Here is a 19,196-nt window from a genome sequence, read left to right on the forward strand (position 1 = left end):
GGCTCGTTACCGCCCGCTGCCGCCGCGATACACGTTGACGCCAAGCTCGCGGATCTTCTTGCGCAGCGTGTTGCGGTTCAGCCCGAGGAGCTCGGCAGCTTTGATCTGATTACCTCGGGTCGCGGTCATCGATGCGAGCACCAGGGGAAACTCCACTTCGGCCAGAAGGCGCTGGTAAAGCCCCGGAGGTGGAAGATCCGCGCCGAACTCTGCAAAATAGCGCTGCAGGTAGGCCTCCACCGCCTGCCCGATAGTGAGGTTTTCCGGCAGTGTTCCGGTGCCGTTTCCGGCTGATACGGCGTCCCGGGTGCGCAACTCCTGTTCGATGATCTCGGCGGTGATTTCATCTTGTGGATAAAGTGCTGCGAGCCGCCGAATGAGGTTCTCCAGTTCGCGCACATTGCCGGGCCAAGGGAAGCGCTTCATCAAGTCGAAGCCGCTCGACGTGATGCGCTTTTGCTGCAGCCCCTCGCCTTCTCCCTGCTTGAAGAAGTGCCGGACGAGATCCGGAATGTCTTCGCTGCGCTCGCGAAGGGGCGGCAAGCGGAGCGGCACGACATTCAAGCGATAAAACAGATCCTCCCGAAACAGCCCCTGATTGATCAGGGTTCGGAGGTCCTTGTTGGTAGCCGCGACGATTCGAACATCGGTCTTAATCGGCGTGCGCCCGCCGACGGTCGTGTATTCGCCCTGTTGCAGAACCCGGAGCAGCCGGGTTTGCGCCTCCATCGGCATGTCGCCGATTTCGTCCAAAAACAGCGTGCCGCCTTCTGCCTGCTCAAAGCGCCCCGTCGAGCGGTTCTGGGCGCCCGTGAACGCGCCTTTCTCGTGCCCGAAGAGTTCCGACTCGATGAGGTCGCGTGGGATAGCGGCCATGTTGATCGCCACGAACGGTCCCTTGCGGCGCCGGCCAAATTCATGGAGCGCCCGCGCCACCAGTTCCTTGCCTGTGCCGGACTCGCCGGAAATCATCACGGTCAGGTCCGTCTGCATCATTCGCGCCAGCATACGGTAGATGTCTTGCATTGCCGGCGACCGGCCAACGAGCGGCATCGAGTCAGGCTGCTCTTCGAGGTCTCGGTCAGCACGCGGGCGCTTCGGTTCGGAAAGCGCACGGTTGACGATGTTCAGGAGTTCAGTGAGGTCGAAGGGCTTGGGTAGATATTCGTAAGCGCCCGTTTCTGATGCGCGGATGGCGGTCATGAACGTGTTCTGTGCGCTCATCACCACAACAGGCAGCTCGGGCCGCGCCTTCTTGATGCGCGGCAGCATGTCGAAGGCATTCTCGTCCGGCATCACCACATCCGTGATCACGAGGTCGCCCTCGCCCGCGGAAACCCATCGCCAAAGCGTGGCTGCATTGGAGGTGACCCGCACCTCGTGGCCAACGCGCGATAAGGCCTGGTTCAGCACGGTTCGGATGGCGGCGTCGTCGTCGGCGACGAGAATGCTGCCCTTTACTGTCATTGAGACTGTTCTCCGTCGGAAGCTGGATTGCCAAAGCCATCTTTCCAGGCTGGCATGAGAATGCGGAAGGACGTGCCGCGAGGAGACGAATCGCACTCGATTACGCCGCCATGTTCGCCGACGAGCTTGGCCACTAGCGCGAGGCCCAGGCCCGAGCCGTTGGTCTTTGTCGTGATGAAGGGATCAAACAGGATCGGCAGGATGTCTTCCGAGACTCCTGGGCCATTGTCGATGACGCAGAACTCCAGCGGAAGCGAAACGCGATCGCGCGATCCAGGCGCCGTAACGCGAATGCCCGGCCGAAAGGCGGTTGTCAGCGTGATCTCGCCGTTCGCCCGGCGCCCGATCGCTTCGGCGGCATTCTTCACGAGGTTAAGGAAGATCTGCACCAACTGGTCGCGGTTGGCATAAACCGGCGGCAGGCTCGGGTCGTAGATCTCCGTGATCTTGATCTTCTTCGCAAACCCGTTGGCGGCGATTGCCTTCACCCGGTCGAGCACGACGTGAATGTTGACGGGCTGACGCTCAATCGGCCGCTCGTCCGAAAAGATCTCCATACGGTCGACAAGGGACACGATACGGTCGGTTTCTTCCGTGATGAGACGGGTCAGCGAGCGATCCTCGTCGGAGACCGCCGTTTCCAGCAGTTGCGCCGCACCTCGTATTCCGGACAACGGGTTCTTGATTTCATGGGCGAGCATTGCAGCCAGGCCCGTTACGGAGCGCGCTGCGCTGCGATGCGTCATTTGCCGGTCGATCTTGTCCGCCATCGATCGCTCCTGGAGCATCACCACGACGGAACCCGGCATTTCAGGCGCTGGCGCCACATAAACATCCACCAGCTTGTCCAAGCCGAGCCGAGGGCTGGAAACATCGACCCGATACTCGTTGACGGGGGCGTTTCGTTCCCGCACCTGCCCCACCAGGGTTAGCAAGGGACTGCCGAACGGCAGAAGCTTCGCCAGGGTTTGCTTTGCCAGTGCCGCCGCGCTTGAACGAAAGAAGTCTTCCGCTTCCGCATTGGCAAAGGTGATGAGGTCTTCGGGGCCGACCATGACGATCGGCCGCCGGATCGTGTTGAGGACGACCGTTGCAGCGTCCGGAGGAATTGGTTCGACCGCGTTCATGCCGCGCGTTCCAGCGCGGGGGAAGACCGTTCAAAGGCGTTCCTGATGGCCTGGATGACGACGGCAGGCTCCCCGCTTGTCATGATCGCTCCACGCACCTCCAGTGACACCGACGACAGGTGGCGATCGAGATACCAACCCAGATGCTTGCGAGCCTGCCGCAACCCGCTCTGCACCCCATAAAGGGACAGCATGTCCTCGTAGTGTTCGACGACGTAGGAAGCGATATCCGTCGGTCCGAGCAGCTTGCCCAGGATCTCGCCGGCAGCCCAAGGCCGCCCGTAATGCCCGCGACCGACCATCACCGCGTCGGCTCCCGAACGCGCCAAAGCCAGTGCCGCGTCCTCCGCCGTCTGGATATCCCCGTTCACGACCACCGGGATGCCCACCGCCGCTTTGACCTCCGCCACGGCGCCCCAATCGGCTGCGCCCTTGTAGAACTGACAGCGGGTGCGGCCGTGGACCGTGACCATGCAGACGCCCGCCTGTTCGGCGCGTGCTGCAAGCAAAGGCGCGTTGCGGCAGTCGTCGTCCCAACCCAAGCGCATCTTGACCGTGACCGGCACCCCTGCGGCACCGACAACCGCTTCGATTAGGCGCAAGGCATGATCGGGATCGCGCATCAGGGCCGAGCCACAATAGCCGCCCGTGACCTTCTTGGCTGGGCAGCCCATGTTGATATCAATGACGTCGGCGCCCTCGCCCGCGGCAATCCTTGCCGCTTCCGCCATGGCCATTGCGTCACGGCCTGCGAGTTGCACCATGTGAACGCCGGCGTCGGCGCGGCGCACTCGCCGTCGTGACTCTTCGTTGCCCTTGATCAGTTCGCCGCTGGCAACCATCTCTGCCACTACCAGCCCGGCGCCATGAGCATAAGCGCGCTCACGCATCGGCAGATCGGTGATACCGGACATCGGCGCCAGGAACACACGGTTGCGGACGCTGACTGTTCCTATACTCAAGGGTCTTAATAGAATCTCGGACCCGCCCATGCTCAAAAACCAAGCACAAATTGCAATTGCTTGTTCAATAAACAGCTTTGGCAGTTGCTGCAATGGCCTCGCAGAGCATTGCTGGAGTTCGAGAGACGAGACCACCGCGCGGGGACAGGCTGTGGCAGACAAAGGCTGCAGCGAATGAAAACCGCGGCAATCATCCTTGCGGCTGGACGAGGCGAGCGCGCTGGGAACGGAAATGGACCCAAGCAGTACCGCAGCTTGGGAAGCAAGTCCGTTTTGCGGCGGTCCGTGGAAGCTTTTGCCGGTCACCCGGCGTTCGGCCCGCTGGTTGTAGCAATCCACGCCGATGATCGGGCGCTTTGTACCGCCGCACTCGGTGACCTGCTTCCCCGCGTCGAGATTGTTGTGGGCGGCGCGACCCGACAGGCATCCACGCAGCGCGCGCTAGATCATCTTCAGGCCGGCGCTCCGGATCTCGTGTTGATCCATGACGCAGCCCGCCCCTTCCTTGAAGGCGACGTGATCGACCGCGTTCTGCAGGCCCTTCACGAGGCCGCCGCCGTGGTTCCTGCGATGCCAGTTTCGGACACAATCAAGCGAATCGGCGAAAACAGCCACGTGCTGGAAACCGTCCATCGCGATGATCTCCATGCAGCACAAACTCCGCAGGGCTTCCGGTTCAGCGAGATCCTGGCCGCGCATCGGAGCGCGGCAGCCTCCGGCGGACAAACCTTCACCGATGATGCTGCGATTGCCGCTTGGGCCGGGATGCGCGTGTGCGTGGTTCGAGGTTCCGCAGAAAACACGAAGCTGACTTGGGCGCGCGACATCGCTCTGGCTGAAGCAAGATATGGATCAAACGCGATGTTCCCTGATGTGCGGACCGGCAATGGTTATGATGTTCACGCTTTCCAAGACGGAGATGCCGTCATCCTTTGCGGGGTGGAAATTGCGCACGACCGCAAGCTGTCCGGACATTCCGACGCGGATGTCGGGCTGCACGCCCTGACAGACGCACTGCTGGCCACCTGCGGGGCCGGCGACATCGGCACGCATTTCCCCCCGAGCGATCCACAATGGCGTGGCGCCGCATCCAGGCGCTTTGTCGAACATGCAGCGCGGCTCGTGCGGGAGAATGGCGGTCGGATCGCAAATGCGGACGTGACATTAATCTGCGAAGCACCCAAGATCGGTCCGCATCGAGAAGCGATGGTGAAGATCATGTCGGAGATGCTGGGCATCGATGCCGGGCGCGTTTCCATCAAGGCGACAACCAATGAGAAACTTGGTTTCGTCGGCCGTGCGGAGGGCATCGCAGCCATCGCAACCACAAGCGTCATCTTTCCCGGGAGCGTGCCCGAATGAATGAACACGAAGAAGTCGCGGTCCAATTCCTCACCGCCTGCTGGGAACGCAAGGTTCTGGCTGCCACTGCAGAATCCTGCACCGGTGGCTTGATCAGCGCCACCCTGACCAGCATTCCGGGATCGTCAGCCGTGGTCGACCGTGGCTTCGTCACCTATTCAAACGAAGCCAAGACCGAGATGCTCGGCGTGGCCGCCGAAACAATTGCGCAATTCGGTGCAGTGTCGGAGCAAACAGCCCGCGAAATGGCAGAAGGTGCCCTGCTTCGGTCAAATGCCGGCATCGCCCTGGCCGTGACCGGAATTGCGGGTCCCGAAGGTGGCACGGAGGACAAGCCAGTAGGCCTGGTGTGGTTCGGCATTGCCGTTTCCGGCCGCAAGCCGCTCGCCATCAAGCGCATCTTCGAAAACAATGGCCGGGACTTCATCCGCGCCGAGACGGTCCGCACAGCGCTGCAATATGGTATCGACGCACTGCGCGGCGCGGGTTAGGCGGCAGGCGTCCCATAAACGGCATCGGCGCGCTTCTCAAAAGCCTCAGAAAACATGCGGAAGGCGCGGTCGAACATGGCGCCCATCATCGCGCCCAGGATGCGGTTCTTGAACTCATAATCGATGAAGAAGTGAATCTCGCTGCCGCCCTCCGGCGTGGGCCGGAACTCCCAGCGATTCGTCAGATAGCGAAACGGTCCGTCGAGATATTTCACGTCGATGACGTTCTCTTCGCGCTTCAGGACAACCTGGCTGGTGAAGGTCTCGCGGATGGCCTTGTAGCCGACGCTCATATCAGCAACGAGCACGGTGAGACCGTCGCGCTCCCGGCGCGAACGAACGGTCAGCGCCTCGCACAGCGGCAGGAACTTCGGATATTGCTCGATGTCCGCGACAAGCGCGAACATCTTGTCCGGTGCATGCCGGACCCTGCGAATGGTCGTGAACTGCGGCATCAGGCAGCTGTAAGGGTCTGTGCTTTCAACTGCGCGGCACGCGCGGCTTGCAGCCGTGCGAAATCCGCACCGGCGTGGTGCGAGGAGCGGGTCAGCGGGCTGGCTGCCACAACAAGAAAACCCTTCGAAAGAGCGATGGTCTCGTAGGATTTGAACTCGTCGGGCGTGACAAACGCCTTCACCGGATGGTGCTTCTTCGTTGGCTGAAGATATTGCCCGATCGTCATGAAATCGACATCCGCACTGCGGAGGTCGTCCATCAGCTGCAGTACCTCGTTCCGTTCCTCGCCCAGTCCCACCATGATGCCGGACTTCGTGAAGATGGATGCGTCGAGTTCCTTCACCCGCTGCAGCAGGCGGATGGAATGGAAGTAGCGTGCGCCGGGGCGAACCGTCAGGTAGTTCGAAGGCACCGTTTCCAGATTGTGATTGAAGACATCTGGACGGGCGGCAACGACGATCTCGAGCGCGCCGTCCTTGCGAAGGAAATCGGGCGTCAGGATCTCAATCGTGGTACCCGGCGCCACGCTGCGTATGGCTCCGATGACCTCGGCGAAGTGCTGTGCTCCGCCATCCGGGAGATCGTCGCGATCCACCGAGGTGATCACCACATGGTTGAGCCCCATCTGGGCCACGGCTTTCGCGACGTTGAGCGGCTCGTCACGGTCAAGCGCGAGCGGCCGACCGGTCGACACGTTGCAGAACGCGCAGGCCCGGGTGCAGATCTCGCCCATGATCATGAAGGTGGCGTGCTTCTTGTCCCAGCATTCTCCGATGTTGGGACAGCCCGCTTCTTCGCACACGGTGACGAGTTTGTGCTCTTTGACGATCGAGCGGGTCTCGGCATAGCCTTTGGATGTCGGCGCCTTCACCCGGATCCAGTCGGGTTTCCGAGCGACCTCCTGGTCAGGGCGATGAGCCTTTTCCGGATGACGCACACGAGCGCGCGAAACGGTGTCGAGAACGGTAACCATCGCATCCTACACGGTGTTTGGCGGCTCATGCGGCGAGCGCCAGTGTTCTCCCGATGTAGGCTCCCGAACAACAAAAGGAAACCCCGCCCGCACCTTGCCGACGCGAGCGGGGGACAGCCTTGCAAATCCTACGGGACTAACGCCGACGGAACAAACGCGCGATGAAGATCAGCAGGCAGGCGCCGATAAAACCGGTGATTAGGTAGGCGATCCAGCCCACGCCCAGAATGCCGACGTCCAACGCGGCAAGGATCGCGTTCAGGATGACCGCGCCGAGAATGCCGAGGATGATGTTCATGAAGACGCCCATGTCGCTCTTCATGACTTTTTCAGCCAGCCATCCTGCGATGCCGCCGATGATGATCGCTGCAAGCCAGCCTACGCCGTTCGTTTCCATTACCCGCTCCTTTTCCCCAACGCGAAATACGCGGCGCGCTTCCGCGGACCGGCACCCTTGCCGTCCAAGGGTCCAACGAAGCAGATGTTATTTCGGTTCCGTGACAGTGCGCTGACACCGACAAGATCAGGCATTTAGCGCCCGGCCATAAGCATCCAGCACGCTTTCCTTCATCATTTCTGACAGGGTCGGATGCGGAAAGATCGTGTGCATGAGCTCTTCCTCGGTGGTTTCGAGGTTCATCGCGACGACGAAGCCCTGGATGAGTTCGGTGACTTCAGCGCCAACCATGTGCGCGCCAAGCAACTCACCCGTCTTGGCGTCGAAGATCGTCTTGATGAACCCCTGATCCTCGCCCAGCGCAATGGCTTTGCCGTTGGCGGCAAAGGAAAAGCGGCCGACGCGGAGGTCACGGCCGATTTCCTTGGCCTTCGCCTCGGTCAAACCGACGGACGCTACCTGCGGCTGGCAATAGGTGCAGCCGGGGATCTTCATCGGGTCGAGCGGATGCACGCCCGTCATTCCGGCGATCTTCTCGACGCAGATCACCCCTTCATGCTCAGCCTTGTGAGCAAGCATCGGCGCACCGGCGACGTCCCCGATTGCGTGAAGTCCCGGCACATTGGTGGAGCCTTTCCCGTCAGTCTTGATGGTGCCGCGGTTCAACTGGACCCCCAGCGCATCCAAACCGAGGTTCTCGATATTGCCTTGCACGCCGACGGCGGAAATTAGCTTCTCGGCTTTTAGTTGCTGGACCTTGCCGTCTTTGGTTTCGACATGCGCCACCACGCCATCAGCCGCTTTCTCGACCTTGGCGACCTTTGCATCGAGCAGGAACTTGATGCCCTGCTTTTCCAGCTGCTTTTGCGCGAACTTGGCGACTTCGGCATCTTCCACCGGCATGACCTGGCTCATCAACTCCACCACGGTCACTTCGGCGCCCATGGCGCGGTAGAAACTGGCGAACTCGATGCCAATGGCCCCGGACCCCATCACGATCAGCGATCGTGGCATGGATGGCGGAACCATGGCCTCGAAATAGGTCCAGATCTTCTCACCATCAGGCTCGATGCCGGGCAGCACGCGCGGCCGCGCGCCGGTCGCCACGATGATGTTCCTGGCCTTGTAGGTGCCCTCGCCCAGAACGCCCTTCGGCTGTGGCGGCTGCGGCTCCATCGGCTTCTTCGTCGACTTGCCGACGACGATCTCTCCCGGCGCTTCACCTTTGGCCGACTTCGTGATCTTGGCTTCGCCCCAAATCACATCGACCTTGTTTTTCTTCATTAAAAATCCGACCCCGCCGTTCAGCCGCAGCGACACGCCGCGCGACCGCTTGACCACGGCGTCGACATCGGCAGAAACCTGGCCGTCGATCTTCAGTCCGTAAGCGTCCGCGTGCTGCGCGTAATGCAGCACCTCGGCGGAACGCAGCAGCGCCTTGGTTGGAATGCAGCCCCAGTTCAGGCAAATGCCGCCAAGGTGCTCGCGCTCGACAATCGCGGTCTTCAGCCCGAGCTGGGCTGCACGAACGGCCGCGACATAGCCGCCCGGGCCGGAGCCGATGATGATCAGGTCATAGGTCGTGTCGCTCATGAAGCGTTCCTTACAGGCCGAGCATCATGCGAGTGATCGGCTCAAGGCCCTTGCCGATGGCCCGTGTGTTCGCTGCGTCGAGATGAATGCCGTCGATCGGCGATGTCGCCGCAACGGAACCGGCATCAAAGAAGCCGCAGCCGGTCTGGTCCGCGAGATCGGCATACAGGCTGGCAAGCATCCGCGACTCGTCGATGCTGCCGGCAAACATCGCTGCATAATCGGGATCCCCCGTCTCACGGATTGCCGGCGGCGCCACGATCAGGACATCCGGCGCATCCGCAGCAGAGGGGTATGCGTGGTAGCGCACGATCTCCACAAGCCGGTCCATGCCTTGCCGGGCGCCGAATGCCTTGCCGCAGATCAACGGCTTCATGTCGTTGGTGCCGAGCATGAAGATGACGAGGTCGAGCGGCGAATGCGTGGACAGCACCGACGGCAGCATCCGCGCACCGTTGCGGTCCGCGGCGGCGAGGTGATCGTCGCGAGCCGTCGTGCGACCGTTCAATCCTTCCGGGATCACCGTAGCGCGCACGCCCAACGCAGCCTGCAAGACGCTCGGCCAACGATCCTCAAAGGCGTGGCGGACTCGACCTTCCGGATCGTATCCCCAGGTCAGCGAATCGCCGTAACACAAAACGCTCTTCATGCTTCAAACCAGCATGCCGAGTGGATGCTCGATGTGCCGCTTGAAGGCACCGATCAGTTCGGCACCAAGCGCGCCATCAACGGCGCGATGATCCGTTGACAGCGTGACGCTCATCACGGTCGCGATCTTGATCTCTCCGCCCTTGACCACAGCGCGCTCTTCACCGGCACCGATCGCCAGGATCGTCGCGTGCGGCGGGTTGATCACCGCGGAAAACTCCTTGATGCCAAACATGCCGAGATTGGAAACGGCCGTGGTGCCGCCCTGATATTCTTCCGGCTTCAGCTTGCGTGACCGGGCTCGCGAAGCCAGGTCCTTCATTTCATTGGAGATGGTGGAAAGGGATTTCTCCTCAGCACGCCGGATGATCGGCGTGATCAATCCGCCAGGGATCGAAACGGCGACGCCGACGTCTGCGTGTTTGTGCATCACCATGTTCGCTTCCGTCCATGAGGCGTTCGCCGCAGGCACGTCGCGCAGCGCCAGAGCCATGGCCTTGATAATCATGTCGTTGACAGACAGCTTGTAGAGCGGCGCTTCCCCCGCATCCGTTTTCTTCATCGGCGATGCGGCGTTGAGTTGCTTGCGTAGAGCAAGCAGCGCGTCGAGTTCGCAATCGAGCGTCAGATAGAAATGCGGGATAGTCGACTTGGCTTCCACAAGACGGCGCGCGATGGTCTTGCGCATACCATCATGCGGCACGAGTTCGTAGGAACCCTTCTCGAACAGCTTCAGGACCGCATCGTCCGTCATCGGCTTGGGTGCTTGCGGCGCGTCCGCCGCTGGTGCAGCGCCTGCCTGAGGCTGCGGAGACGGTTTCTGCGCCTCACCCTTCGGTGCACCTTCAATGTCGGCCTTGACGATGCGTCCGCGCGGACCCGAGCCGGTTACCTGCTTGAGGTCGACGCCTGCTTCCTTGGCCAAACGGCGCGCCAGCGGTGATGCAAAGATGCGCTCGCCCTTGTTGTCCGCTCCCATCGATGTGCTGTTGCCGCTCGGCCTCTCGGCAACCGCCGCTTGCGGCTTCTCCGCGCCATCAACGGGGGTCGCGCTGCCGCCGTAGCCGGACTTTGCGGCGGCGTTTTCTTCCGGCTTCGCGGGTTGTTCTGGCTCCGGCGCCTGCCTTTCAGGCGCGCTGGCGTTTGGCGTATTCGAAGAAGAAGCAGCAGCAGCGCTGGCGTCCTCGCCCTCTGCGGCAAGGATGGCAATTACCGAGTTGACCTTCACACCCTCCGTTCCGGCCGGAACCACGAGCTTCGCAACCGTGCCCTCGTCAACGGCTTCGACTTCCATTGTCGCCTTGTCGGTTTCGATCTCGGCAATGACATCGCCCGATGAAACCTTGTCGCCTTCCTTGACCAGCCATTTGGCAAGGTTGCCTTCTTCCATGGTAGGAGACAGTGCCGGCATGGTGATGGTGATGGGCATCTATCGGTCTCCGGCGTAAAGGGGCGTGGGGTCTTCATGGAAGCCAAGCGGCTTGTCCATCGGCCAGAGATCGGCCAACGAAAAAGCTACGGCGTCAAACGGCGCGGCACGAACCATGTTGTCGGAATTCCAGGCACCGGCGTCGATCCAAGCACCGTCCCGCAGTGAGAGGGCTTCAAGCACCTGCAGGCGCGGATCGATGATCCATAGGTAAGAGACGCCGCCTTCAGCGTAGATTCGCTTCTTGATCGTGCGGTCGCGGCGCTCGGTGAAACCGGAAAGGATCTCGCAAACGAAATCCGGCGCTACTTCGAAATAGTTGCGTTCTGGCACGATGAAACGTTCCTGTCGCCACGCAGCGAGGTCCGGCACAAGGATGTTGTTACCGAACTTGATCTCTGGTTCGGTCACGAACACCCAGCCACCCGGCCCGCCAACCCCTTTCTGGAACGGACCACCAAGCTCCACTCCCAGCGCGCTGGCCGTAAGTCCATGGCGAGGCGACGGACGCGGATGCGTCATCAACTCGCCATTGATGATTTCGGCTACCAGATTCTCTGGCGCCGCCTCGATGTCTGCATAGGTCGCGGGCTGCTTGCCGGCCACGATCCTTAGCTCCGATAGGTGACGGCTTTGACCGCCTCAACCACTTCTGCAACGGTCGGCAGAGCGAGCTTCTCAAGATTGGCAGCATAAGGCATCGGCACATCCTTGCCGCAGATCGTGATCACCGGGGCATCGAGGTGGTCGAAGGCGCGCTGCATCACCTGGCTGGCAATGTGATCGCCAACGGAACTCTGCGGGAATCCTTCTTCGATTGTGACCAGCCGGTTCGTCTTCTTCACCGAAGCCAACACCGTGTCGAAATCAAGCGGGCGAATGGTGCGGAGATCGATAATCTCCGCATCGATGCCCATCTCGCGCAACTGCGCTTCGGCTTTCACGGCATAGGTCATGCCAATCCCGAATGAAACGAGCGTGACATCCCTGCCCTGCTTGTGAATACGCGCCTTGCCGATCGGAAGAACAAAGTCGTCGAGTTTCGGCACATCGAAGGACTGGCCGTAAAGGATCTCGTTTTCGAGGAAGATGACCGGGTTCGGGTCGCGTATCGCTGCCTTGAGGAGGCCCTTGGCATCGGCGGCCGTATAGGGCTGCACCACCTTAAGGCCCGGGATCTGGCTGTACCACGCCGCATAGTCCTGACTGTGCTGGGCCGCCACGCGCGCTGCGGCACCGTTCGGGCCGCGGAAGACGATCGGCGCACCCATCTGTCCGCCGGACATGTAGAGGGTCTTGGCCGCCGAGTTCACGATCTGGTCGATTGCCTGCATGGCGAAGTTGAAGGTCATGAACTCCACGATCGGCTTCAACCCGGCCATTGCCGCACCGACGCCGACGCCGGCGAAGCCATGCTCAGTGATTGGTGTGTCGACGACGCGGCGTGCGCCAAACTCCTGAAGCAGGCCTTGCGTGATCTTGTAGGCGCCCTGATATTCCGCAACTTCCTCGCCCATGATGAAGACGTTGGGGTCGCGCCGCATTTCTTCCGCCATGGCATCACGCAGCGCTTCGCGCACCGTCGTGGACACCATTTCCGTGCCTTGCGGGATGTCTGGGTCAGCCATCGCCTGCGCCTGAGGCGCCGCCGGCGCCTTGACGTTGTCGGCCTTGGCGGTCGGCTCTTCCTGCGAAACGCGCGCTTTTTCGCCGCTGTCACCAGCAGAAGCGACCTTTGCCTTGTCCCCCTCCGCGACCTTCGCCACCGGCGCTGCATCCGCATCATCGGATGCAGTGCTGGACGGCGCCTTCGCCGTGTCCATGTCGGCTGTGCTTTCGCCCTCCTGGAGAAGAAGGGCGATCGGCGTGTTGACCTTCACGCCTTCGCTGCCGGCAGGGATGAGGATCTTCCCAAGCTTGCCTTCGTCGACAGCCTCCACTTCCATCGTCGCCTTGTCGGTTTCGATCTCGGCGATAACGTCGCCCGGCGCAACACTGTCGCCCTCGTTCTTCAGCCATTTGGCGAGGTTGCCCTCTTCCATGGTCGGCGACAGGGCAGGCATCAGGATCTCGATCGGCATGTCCGACGCTCCTCAGATAAGAATGTCGGTATAGAGCTCGGATGCATCCGGCTCCGGATCGGATTGCGCGAAGTCCGCAGCGTCGGCAACGATGTCGCGCACTTCCTTGTCGATCGCCTTCAACTCGTCCTCGCTCGCGGCGCCTGCCTCGATCAGGCGCTGCTTCACCTGCTCGATCGGGTCATGCTCGGAGCGCATCTTCTGCACTTCGTCCTTTGTACGATATTTCGCTGGATCCGACATGGAGTGGCCGCGATAGCGGTAAGTCTGCATTTCCAGGATGATGGGGCCGGCGCCTGAACGGCAATGCTCAAGGGCCATCTCGGCAGCCGCTTTCACGGCACGCACATCCATGCCGTCTACCTGCATGCCGGGGATCCGGAAAGAAACGCCGCGCTGCGAGAAATCGGTTTCAGCCGAAGACCGCGTCACTGACGTACCCATGGCATAACGATTGTTTTCAACCACATAGATGACCGGCAGCTTCCACAAGGAAGCCATGTTGAAGCTTTCGTAGACCTGGCCCTGGTTCGCCGCGCCGTCGCCGAAATAGGTCACGGAAACATTCTTGTTGTCGCGATACCGGTTGGCGAAGGCCAGCCCGGTTCCGAGCGAAACCTGGGCGCCAACGATGCCATGGCCGCCATAGAAGTTTTTTTCCTTGGAGAACATATGCATAGAGCCGCCCTTCCCCTTGGAATAGCCACCCCGGCGCCCCGTCAGTTCCGCCATGACGCCCCGCGGGCTCATGTCCATGGCCAGCATATGGCCGTGGTCACGGTAGGCGGTGATCATCTGGTCGCCCTCGGCCATGGCCATCTTCATGCCGGTGACCACCGCTTCCTGCCCGATATAAAGATGGCAGAAGCCGCCAATATAGCCCATGCCGTAAAGTTGGCCGGCCTTTTCCTCGAAGCGGCGGATCAGAAGCATGCCGCGATAAGCCGCCATTTCTTCCTCCTTGGAGAAGGATGAAGGCGCGGGAGCCGTCAGCTTGGCGACCGACGGCGCGGCGAGAGCCCCGTCTTCAGCCTTCTTTTTCGGCGGCGATTTCTTTGCGGCAGTGGCCATGCTCGACTCCCTGGCGGCTGTCTCTTGGCGGACATGGGCTAGGCTTGTCGTGTTGCAAGCCCTGATCGAACGGACGCTAGCATGTGCGCCGTGCTTGGGCCATGTGCAAAATGCATAGGCTCTATGCGCGTAAGTCGTTGAAAAGGGTGTGGGAAACCGGATCAGCCGCTCGGGTTCACTGTTGTTGCGCCGGGGCGCGCAGGATCACCAATTCGTCGGCATGCGCGAGGTTGAGCGCGCGCCGCGCCTGCTCATCCAATATATCACGATGAAGCGTGCCGTCCTGCAGGAGCCGCACGCGGGTTTCAAGCGCCACCCGCTGCTGATGGACGGTCGAGAGTTGTTTTTGCAGCTCCGCCGTTCGCTCTTCCAGAGTGTACTTGGAATAGATCCCGTACTCACCATGCCAGGCATGGAAGCCGAAATAGGATAGAAAGAGGGCCGTCACGCTTGGCAGGATAAGCCTGCCCAAATTGCGGCTACGATGCTGACGGGTCCACACTGGCACGCTCCGGATACTCTCGTGCCAATGTGCCTCAACGTGCTTAACGCCGGGTTACGCGGACCGCCCCCGCAGGATAGTTTTACCCGCATAGCGGGCCTGGATTCCGAGTTCCTGCTCGATGCGGATCAGTTGGTTGTACTTGGCGAGCCGGTCGGAGCGGGCAAGCGAACCGGTTTTGATCTGGCCGCAATTGGTTGCAACCGCGAGATCGGCAATCGTCGCGTCTTCGGTTTCGCCGGAGCGGTGGGACATAACGGACGTGTAGGCCGCCTTGTGGGCGGTTTCCACCGCGTCCAACGTTTCGCTGAGGGAGCCGATCTGGTTGACCTTCACCAGGATTGAATTGCCGACGCCCCTGGAGATGCCTTCCCGAAGCCGTGCGGTGTTTGTGACGAAGAGATCGTCGCCAACCAACTGCACGTTCTTTCCAGCAAGATCTGTGAGCGCTTTCCATCCATCCCAATCATCTTCGGACATGCCGTCTTCGATGGAGATGATGGGAAAATCGGCAGCGAGCTTGGCGAGGTACTCGGCCTGCTCCTGTGGCGAGCGGGTTTTCCCTTCGCCCTCGTAGACGTAATTGCCATCCTTGAAGAACTCGGTGGCCGCGCAGTCGAGCGCGATGAACATGTCTTCGCCGGGGCGATATCCGGCCTTCTCGATCGAGGCCATGACGAAGTCGAGCGCATCCACCGCGCTTTTCAGGTTCGGCGCAAAGCCGCCTTCATCGCCCACATTGGTGTTGTGGCCGGCGTCCTTCAGGCGCTTCTTCAGCGTGTGAAACACTTCCGCGCCCATGCGCACCGCATCGCGCAGCGTTTCTGCGCCGACGGGCATGATCATGAACTCCTGGAAGTCGATCGGATTGTCCGCATGCGCGCCGCCGTTGATGATGTTCATCATCGGCACAGGGAGAAGATGGGCGTTGGCGCCGCCGACATACCGGTACAGCGGCAGACCTGCCGATTGTGCGGCCGCCTTGGCGACGGCGAGCGACACGCCCAGGATCGCATTGGCGCCCAGCCGCGCCTTGTTTGGCGTGCCGTCGAGGTCGATCATGGTGCGGTCGATCTGAAGCTGATTTTCAGCGTCCAAGCCGCCGATGGCCTCGAAGATCTCGCCGTTTACGGCAGAGACGGCTTTTTCAACACCCTTGCCAAGGTAACGGTCGCCGCCGTCACGCAACTCCACGGCTTCATGAGCACCGGTTGAAGCGCCAGAGGGAACGGCGGCACGGCCGATTGCGCCATCCTCGAGGTGAACATCCACTTCCACCGTCGGGTTTCCGCGGCTGTCGAGGATTTCACGCGCAATGATGTCGATGATGGCCGTCATGGTTTCGCCTCCGCCGTATGTTCTGGATGTTGCGGAAGTCCTTAGCGGTTGGGGCTGGAAACGCAACCAAGACTCAGCGCAGTGACAACATCCAGTTCAGCGTTTCGCGCCAGTCCACCATGCGGATCGGTGTTCCGTGGGATCCACTTTCGAAACGCACGAAACGAGCTGGATAGCCCGGCTGGGCGTTGCGAATGCTGCGGAAGAAGGCTTCCTGCTTTTCCACCGGGAAAACGCGATCACGGCTGCCATGCCCAAAGAACAGCGGCACCTTCGCCTTGAAGGCTGCACTCCCGAGGAATGCGTCATCCCAGTGGGATCCAAGCAGAAGGAGCCCGCCAAGCAGCGGCGCCACTTCGGGATTTTGCGCGAGATTCCAGCACAAGGCTCCGCCCATCGACCCGCACGCGACGAACACAGGCGCCCCTGGCGAAGTCGCGCTGTAGTGTCGAATGAGCGCAGCCACATGCGCTGCCCCGGTGTCGCCGAAGCCCGGAAAGTCTGGCACGAGATAAAGCCCGTTGTTGGCAACAGCCAGATTCTTGATGCGGTTGAAGTTCCCACCGAACGTCAGGTCGTCGACACCCTGCTTGCGGCTGCCGCCTTGTCCGTGAAGGTAGATCACGATCAGCCGCGCATCGTCGCGCTTGCCAACGGCGAAATGGGTGATCTTTGTGCCGTCCGGGCCATTCAAGACGAGATCACGTTGTTGCGCGCGAACCCCAGTGGCGATGTAGTCGGACTTTACGCGTCTCTCGGGTACGGCGTCGCGCCCGTTGATGTCGCGCATCTCCTGGTAGTCCACCGTGATGTGGGCGCCATCGTCTGACCGCTGGAGGATCTGCGGATAAGCAAAAAGGCTGTCCTTGAAGCCTTTCAAGGGCGCATCGGCACGAGCCGGGACAATGCTCAGGACAGCCGCTGCAACGGCCAGAACAACAAGCGTGCGCTTCATGTCAGTCTTTCCGATCCGCGGACGAACACGCCGCCAGCCGCTCGCATGGCCTCCTGCGTATCCACGTCGAGACTCGCAGCTTCACCGATCTCGACATCCACCACGTCATAGGCACCGCTTTCAACGATGCTTCTTGCCCCGACATCGCCTTCCAGCGCCGCGACTTCGGCAAAAGTGGCGCGGGGCAGAAGAACCGGATTGCCCCGCTTGCCACCATGTGTCGCCCGGATGATTGCCGAAAACCCGCTCTGCGCGAACGCCGTTGTCATTGCTTCAAGATCCGCCGCGGTCAGCCTAGGCATGTCTGCCAATACCACCAGAACGCCAAGGGTGTTTGCGGATATGGCAGCAATCCCAGCCTTAAGCGATGCCGACAGCCCCTCGCCCACATTGCTGTTCTCAACGAAGCGCACCGGCATCCCTGACAAAGCGCGGCGGATCGCATCGCTTTGGTGACCCACCACAACGACTGTCTCATTGCAGGGTGAACGGCAGACTTCTCCGACCGAACGGCGCACCAGGGGAACCCCGTCGAACTCTGCCAGCAGCTTGTTCAGATCGTCACCCATGCGGCTCGACCTTCCCGCAGCAAGCACGATCGCAGAAATGGGGCGTGCTTCACTTGAAGAGCCTCCATCATCACGGGCCGATGCGGAGTCTCTCGGTGCAGGCCGGCTGCTGATTTCGGCCAGCAAGCCGCCCACACCCAGCTCTGCTATGTCATTGCTGGTGATGGTCATTTTCGCCGTCAAACGGTCCAGAACCCAGTCGAAGCCGTTTTCCTTGGGGCTCCGCGCACAACCCGGTGCGCCGACAACCGGTTTGCCTTCGACGTCGCCCAACACCAGGAGGTTACCGGGATCTACAGGCATGCCAACGCGCTCCACACTGCCGCCTGCGCGTCGAATGGCAGCGGGGATGACGTCTTCCGGATCACTCACTGCGGATGCACCGAAAACGAACACCATTTCGCATTGCTCGAGCAGGGAGCGCAGAGCACCTTCGAGGGCCTGCTGGTCATGAGCAACCCGCATTTCTTCGACCAAGCTGCTGCCGGAACGAGCCAAGCGGCGCCTCGTGACCGCCGCAGTTTTGTCGAGCATCTTGATGCTGGTGCTTGGCAAAGTGGTTTGGATCAACCCGACACGAAGTGGGTGAAACGCCTCAACGCCGATGATGGCGCCTTCGCCCACAATGGACACGGCAGCCTCCAGGCTGCCACGCGGGACCGCAAAAGGAATAATCTTTACGGTTGCAACGAGTTGGCCTGCTTGCACAGCAACGCCTTCGCGCAGGGTTGCGAAGGTGATGGCCGGGTCTACCGCGTTCAAGCGGGACACGAGGTTGCGGTCCGCTTGAAAGACGCCTGCCCGCTCCGCATAAAGGTTGACTCTGCCGGTCATTGCCGCACGTTGCGCCACGTTCCAGGTGTTCAAATGGTTGGCAAGCTCAGCGGCCGCGGCGTTCTCCAGCACGTCGTCGCTTCCAAGCCGCGCGACCACCAGGGTGGTGATTCCCACTCCCGTAGCAGCGTCCACATCGGCCTGGCTGAGGATCCGCCCCTTCTTCCAGGCGCGGCCGTCGACCTCGCGTGAATGCGCGAGCACAGCGCCCGCCGCATCCTGCAAAGGCGCAGGACCAAACTTCACGTTGAGGCCCCTGCGCGCTCGGGAGACCGCCAAGCGGCGATGATCTCTGCCAAAACAGCGACCGCGATCTCCGCGGGGCTGCTTGCCCGGATTGGGAGGCCGATCGGCGCGCGGATTCGCTCCAGATGGTCGTCCGTCAGTCCGGCGCTTCGCAGACGCTCCAGCCTCTTGCCATGCGTTTTCCGGCTCCCCAGAGCGCCAACATAGAAGCATTCTGCCCGCAGGGCGGCTTCAATCGGCCAGTCATCGATTTTGGGATCATGGGTCAGCGCGGCAACCGCACAATAGCGGTCGAGCGGTTCCTCTTGGAGCACCGCTTCCGGCCAATCCGGATAAAGGCGCACCGTCGAAAAGCGGTCAGGCGTGGCAAAGGCCGTTCGTGGATCGATGATCTCCACGGAAAAGCCGGCCAGCGCTGCCATGGGTGCGAGCGCCTGGCTGATATGCACCGCACCGATCACCACGATGCGGAGCGGCGGCAGGTATGGGTTCAGGAAGAGCGAGCGTCCCTCCTGCTCAACGTTCACCGGCGCACCGGACTGCAGCGCCTTGCTCAACGGCTCGGACAAGGGATGTCCCGCCCGGTCCGCATCGCGCACGAGCTCAGCCAAGCCGGTTGCAAGATCCGTGACGAGAACGGCAGCGCGCCGCGCTTGCCGCTCCGCTTGAAGCTGTTGAAGGATCGCAGGGTGCAT

Annotated in this window: 19 protein-coding genes; 2 read left to right on the top strand and 17 right to left on the bottom strand. The window is 61.5% G+C overall.

The window, feature by feature from the left end:
• Nucleotides 1-6 precede the first annotated feature (6 nt).
• From ntrC to dusB, 3 genes are read right to left on the bottom strand one after another with little or no spacing between them, the layout of a single operon-like run.
• Nucleotides 7-1,467 carry a nitrogen regulation protein NR(I) gene (gene ntrC / locus J5Y06_RS16420; RefSeq protein WP_209336265.1) on the bottom strand — a complete coding sequence of 487 codons (1,461 nt, stop codon included), beginning with the start codon at nt 1,465-1,467 and terminating at the stop codon, nt 7-9.
• Complete coding sequence (locus J5Y06_RS16425) at nt 1,464-2,594, bottom strand: two-component system sensor histidine kinase NtrB (RefSeq protein WP_209336266.1); 1,131 nt, start codon at nt 2,592-2,594, stop codon at nt 1,464-1,466. The genes ntrC and J5Y06_RS16425 overlap by 4 nt, the downstream gene beginning before the upstream one ends.
• Complete coding sequence (gene dusB / locus J5Y06_RS16430; protein WP_209336267.1) at nt 2,591-3,586, bottom strand: tRNA dihydrouridine synthase DusB; 996 nt, start codon at nt 3,584-3,586, stop codon at nt 2,591-2,593. The genes J5Y06_RS16425 and dusB overlap by 4 nt, the downstream gene beginning before the upstream one ends.
• Before the next feature lie 144 nt (nt 3,587-3,730).
• Here dusB and J5Y06_RS16435 point away from each other — a divergent pair, with 144 nt between their 5' ends.
• On the top strand, nt 3,731-4,918 hold the full coding sequence (locus J5Y06_RS16435) for a bifunctional 2-C-methyl-D-erythritol 4-phosphate cytidylyltransferase/2-C-methyl-D-erythritol 2,4-cyclodiphosphate synthase (protein ID WP_209336268.1): 1,188 nt from the start codon (nt 3,731-3,733) through the stop codon (nt 4,916-4,918).
• Entirely contained in the window at nt 4,915-5,409 is a 495-nt protein-coding gene (locus J5Y06_RS16440) for a CinA family protein (protein WP_209336269.1), read from the top strand. The genes J5Y06_RS16435 and J5Y06_RS16440 overlap by 4 nt, the downstream gene beginning before the upstream one ends.
• On the opposite strand, the gene J5Y06_RS16445 is transcribed toward J5Y06_RS16440, so the two are convergent.
• From J5Y06_RS16445 to J5Y06_RS16510, 14 genes are all read right to left on the bottom strand, one after another.
• Nucleotides 5,406-5,864, bottom strand: a complete 459-nt coding sequence (locus J5Y06_RS16445; RefSeq protein WP_209336270.1) for a type II toxin-antitoxin system RatA family toxin — start codon at nt 5,862-5,864, stop codon at nt 5,406-5,408. The genes J5Y06_RS16440 and J5Y06_RS16445 overlap by 4 nt on opposite strands.
• Nucleotides 5,864-6,838: a lipoyl synthase gene (gene lipA / locus J5Y06_RS16450; RefSeq protein WP_209336271.1), complete on the bottom strand. Its 975-nt coding sequence runs from the start codon at nt 6,836-6,838 to the stop codon at nt 5,864-5,866. The genes J5Y06_RS16445 and lipA overlap by 1 nt, the downstream gene beginning before the upstream one ends.
• Before the next feature lie 136 nt (nt 6,839-6,974).
• Nucleotides 6,975-7,235, bottom strand: a complete 261-nt coding sequence (locus J5Y06_RS16455; protein WP_209336272.1) for a GlsB/YeaQ/YmgE family stress response membrane protein — start codon at nt 7,233-7,235, stop codon at nt 6,975-6,977.
• A gap of 126 nt (nt 7,236-7,361) precedes the next feature.
• Nucleotides 7,362-8,828 carry a dihydrolipoyl dehydrogenase gene (gene lpdA / locus J5Y06_RS16460; protein WP_209336273.1) on the bottom strand — a complete coding sequence of 489 codons (1,467 nt, stop codon included), beginning with the start codon at nt 8,826-8,828 and terminating at the stop codon, nt 7,362-7,364.
• Nucleotides 8,829-8,838: 10 nt separating this feature from the next.
• Complete coding sequence (locus J5Y06_RS16465) at nt 8,839-9,477, bottom strand: SGNH/GDSL hydrolase family protein (RefSeq protein WP_209336274.1); 639 nt, start codon at nt 9,475-9,477, stop codon at nt 8,839-8,841.
• 3 nt (nt 9,478-9,480) lie between these two features.
• Nucleotides 9,481-10,905: a pyruvate dehydrogenase complex dihydrolipoamide acetyltransferase gene (locus J5Y06_RS16470; RefSeq protein WP_209336275.1), complete on the bottom strand. Its 1,425-nt coding sequence runs from the start codon at nt 10,903-10,905 to the stop codon at nt 9,481-9,483.
• Nucleotides 10,906-11,511: a Uma2 family endonuclease gene (locus tag J5Y06_RS16475; protein WP_342453443.1), complete on the bottom strand. Its 606-nt coding sequence runs from the start codon at nt 11,509-11,511 to the stop codon at nt 10,906-10,908.
• A gap of 5 nt (nt 11,512-11,516) precedes the next feature.
• Nucleotides 11,517-12,986 (bottom strand): pyruvate dehydrogenase complex E1 component subunit beta, encoded by a 1,470-nt coding sequence (locus J5Y06_RS16480; protein ID WP_209336276.1) that lies wholly within the window; start codon nt 12,984-12,986, stop codon nt 11,517-11,519.
• A gap of 12 nt (nt 12,987-12,998) precedes the next feature.
• A complete protein-coding gene (gene pdhA / locus J5Y06_RS16485) occupies nt 12,999-14,057 on the bottom strand; it encodes a pyruvate dehydrogenase (acetyl-transferring) E1 component subunit alpha (RefSeq protein ID WP_209336277.1) in 1,059 nt (352 codons plus the stop codon).
• A 175-nt stretch (nt 14,058-14,232) separates the two neighbouring features.
• Nucleotides 14,233-14,559: an FtsB family cell division protein gene (locus tag J5Y06_RS16490; RefSeq protein WP_209336278.1), complete on the bottom strand. Its 327-nt coding sequence runs from the start codon at nt 14,557-14,559 to the stop codon at nt 14,233-14,235.
• A 54-nt stretch (nt 14,560-14,613) separates the two neighbouring features.
• On the bottom strand, nt 14,614-15,897 hold the full coding sequence (gene eno, locus J5Y06_RS16495; RefSeq protein ID WP_209336279.1) for a phosphopyruvate hydratase: 1,284 nt from the start codon (nt 15,895-15,897) through the stop codon (nt 14,614-14,616).
• 73 nt (nt 15,898-15,970) lie between these two features.
• Nucleotides 15,971-16,852 (bottom strand): alpha/beta fold hydrolase, encoded by an 882-nt coding sequence (locus tag J5Y06_RS16500; protein WP_209336280.1) that lies wholly within the window; start codon nt 16,850-16,852, stop codon nt 15,971-15,973.
• Nucleotides 16,849-18,501 (bottom strand): NTP transferase domain-containing protein, encoded by a 1,653-nt coding sequence (locus tag J5Y06_RS16505; RefSeq protein ID WP_209336281.1) that lies wholly within the window; start codon nt 18,499-18,501, stop codon nt 16,849-16,851. Before J5Y06_RS16505 ends, J5Y06_RS16500 begins: the two co-directional genes overlap by 4 nt.
• A complete protein-coding gene (locus J5Y06_RS16510; protein ID WP_209336282.1) occupies nt 18,498-19,196 on the bottom strand; it encodes an XdhC family protein in 699 nt (232 codons plus the stop codon). Before J5Y06_RS16510 ends, J5Y06_RS16505 begins: the two co-directional genes overlap by 4 nt.

The organism is Tianweitania sediminis, from assembly GCF_017813335.1.
GTDB lineage: Bacteria > Pseudomonadota > Alphaproteobacteria > Rhizobiales > Rhizobiaceae > Tianweitania > Tianweitania sediminis.

Coding starts and splice junctions, on each gene's coding strand:
- ntrC (WP_209336265.1), bottom strand. CDS start 1,467: ATGACAGTAAAGGGCAGCATTCTCGTCGCCGACGACGACGCCGCCATC.
- J5Y06_RS16425 (WP_209336266.1), bottom strand. CDS start 2,594: ATGAACGCGGTCGAACCAATTCCTCCGGACGCTGCAACGGTCGTCCTC.
- dusB (WP_209336267.1), bottom strand. CDS start 3,586: ATGGGCGGGTCCGAGATTCTATTAAGACCCTTGAGTATAGGAACAGTC.
- J5Y06_RS16435 (WP_209336268.1), top strand. CDS start 3,731: ATGAAAACCGCGGCAATCATCCTTGCGGCTGGACGAGGCGAGCGCGCT.
- J5Y06_RS16440 (WP_209336269.1), top strand. CDS start 4,915: ATGAATGAACACGAAGAAGTCGCGGTCCAATTCCTCACCGCCTGCTGG.
- J5Y06_RS16445 (WP_209336270.1), bottom strand. CDS start 5,864: ATGCCGCAGTTCACGACCATTCGCAGGGTCCGGCATGCACCGGACAAG.
- lipA (WP_209336271.1), bottom strand. CDS start 6,838: ATGGTTACCGTTCTCGACACCGTTTCGCGCGCTCGTGTGCGTCATCCG.
- J5Y06_RS16455 (WP_209336272.1), bottom strand. CDS start 7,235: ATGGAAACGAACGGCGTAGGCTGGCTTGCAGCGATCATCATCGGCGGC.
- lpdA (WP_209336273.1), bottom strand. CDS start 8,828: ATGAGCGACACGACCTATGACCTGATCATCATCGGCTCCGGCCCGGGC.
- J5Y06_RS16465 (WP_209336274.1), bottom strand. CDS start 9,477: ATGAAGAGCGTTTTGTGTTACGGCGATTCGCTGACCTGGGGATACGAT.
- J5Y06_RS16470 (WP_209336275.1), bottom strand. CDS start 10,905: ATGCCCATCACCATCACCATGCCGGCACTGTCTCCTACCATGGAAGAA.
- J5Y06_RS16480 (WP_209336276.1), bottom strand. CDS start 12,986: ATGCCGATCGAGATCCTGATGCCTGCCCTGTCGCCGACCATGGAAGAG.
- pdhA (WP_209336277.1), bottom strand. CDS start 14,057: ATGGCCACTGCCGCAAAGAAATCGCCGCCGAAAAAGAAGGCTGAAGAC.
- eno (WP_209336279.1), bottom strand. CDS start 15,897: ATGACGGCCATCATCGACATCATTGCGCGTGAAATCCTCGACAGCCGC.
- J5Y06_RS16500 (WP_209336280.1), bottom strand. CDS start 16,852: ATGAAGCGCACGCTTGTTGTTCTGGCCGTTGCAGCGGCTGTCCTGAGC.
- J5Y06_RS16510 (WP_209336282.1), bottom strand. CDS start 19,196: ATGCACCCTGCGATCCTTCAACAGCTTCAAGCGGAGCGGCAAGCGCGG.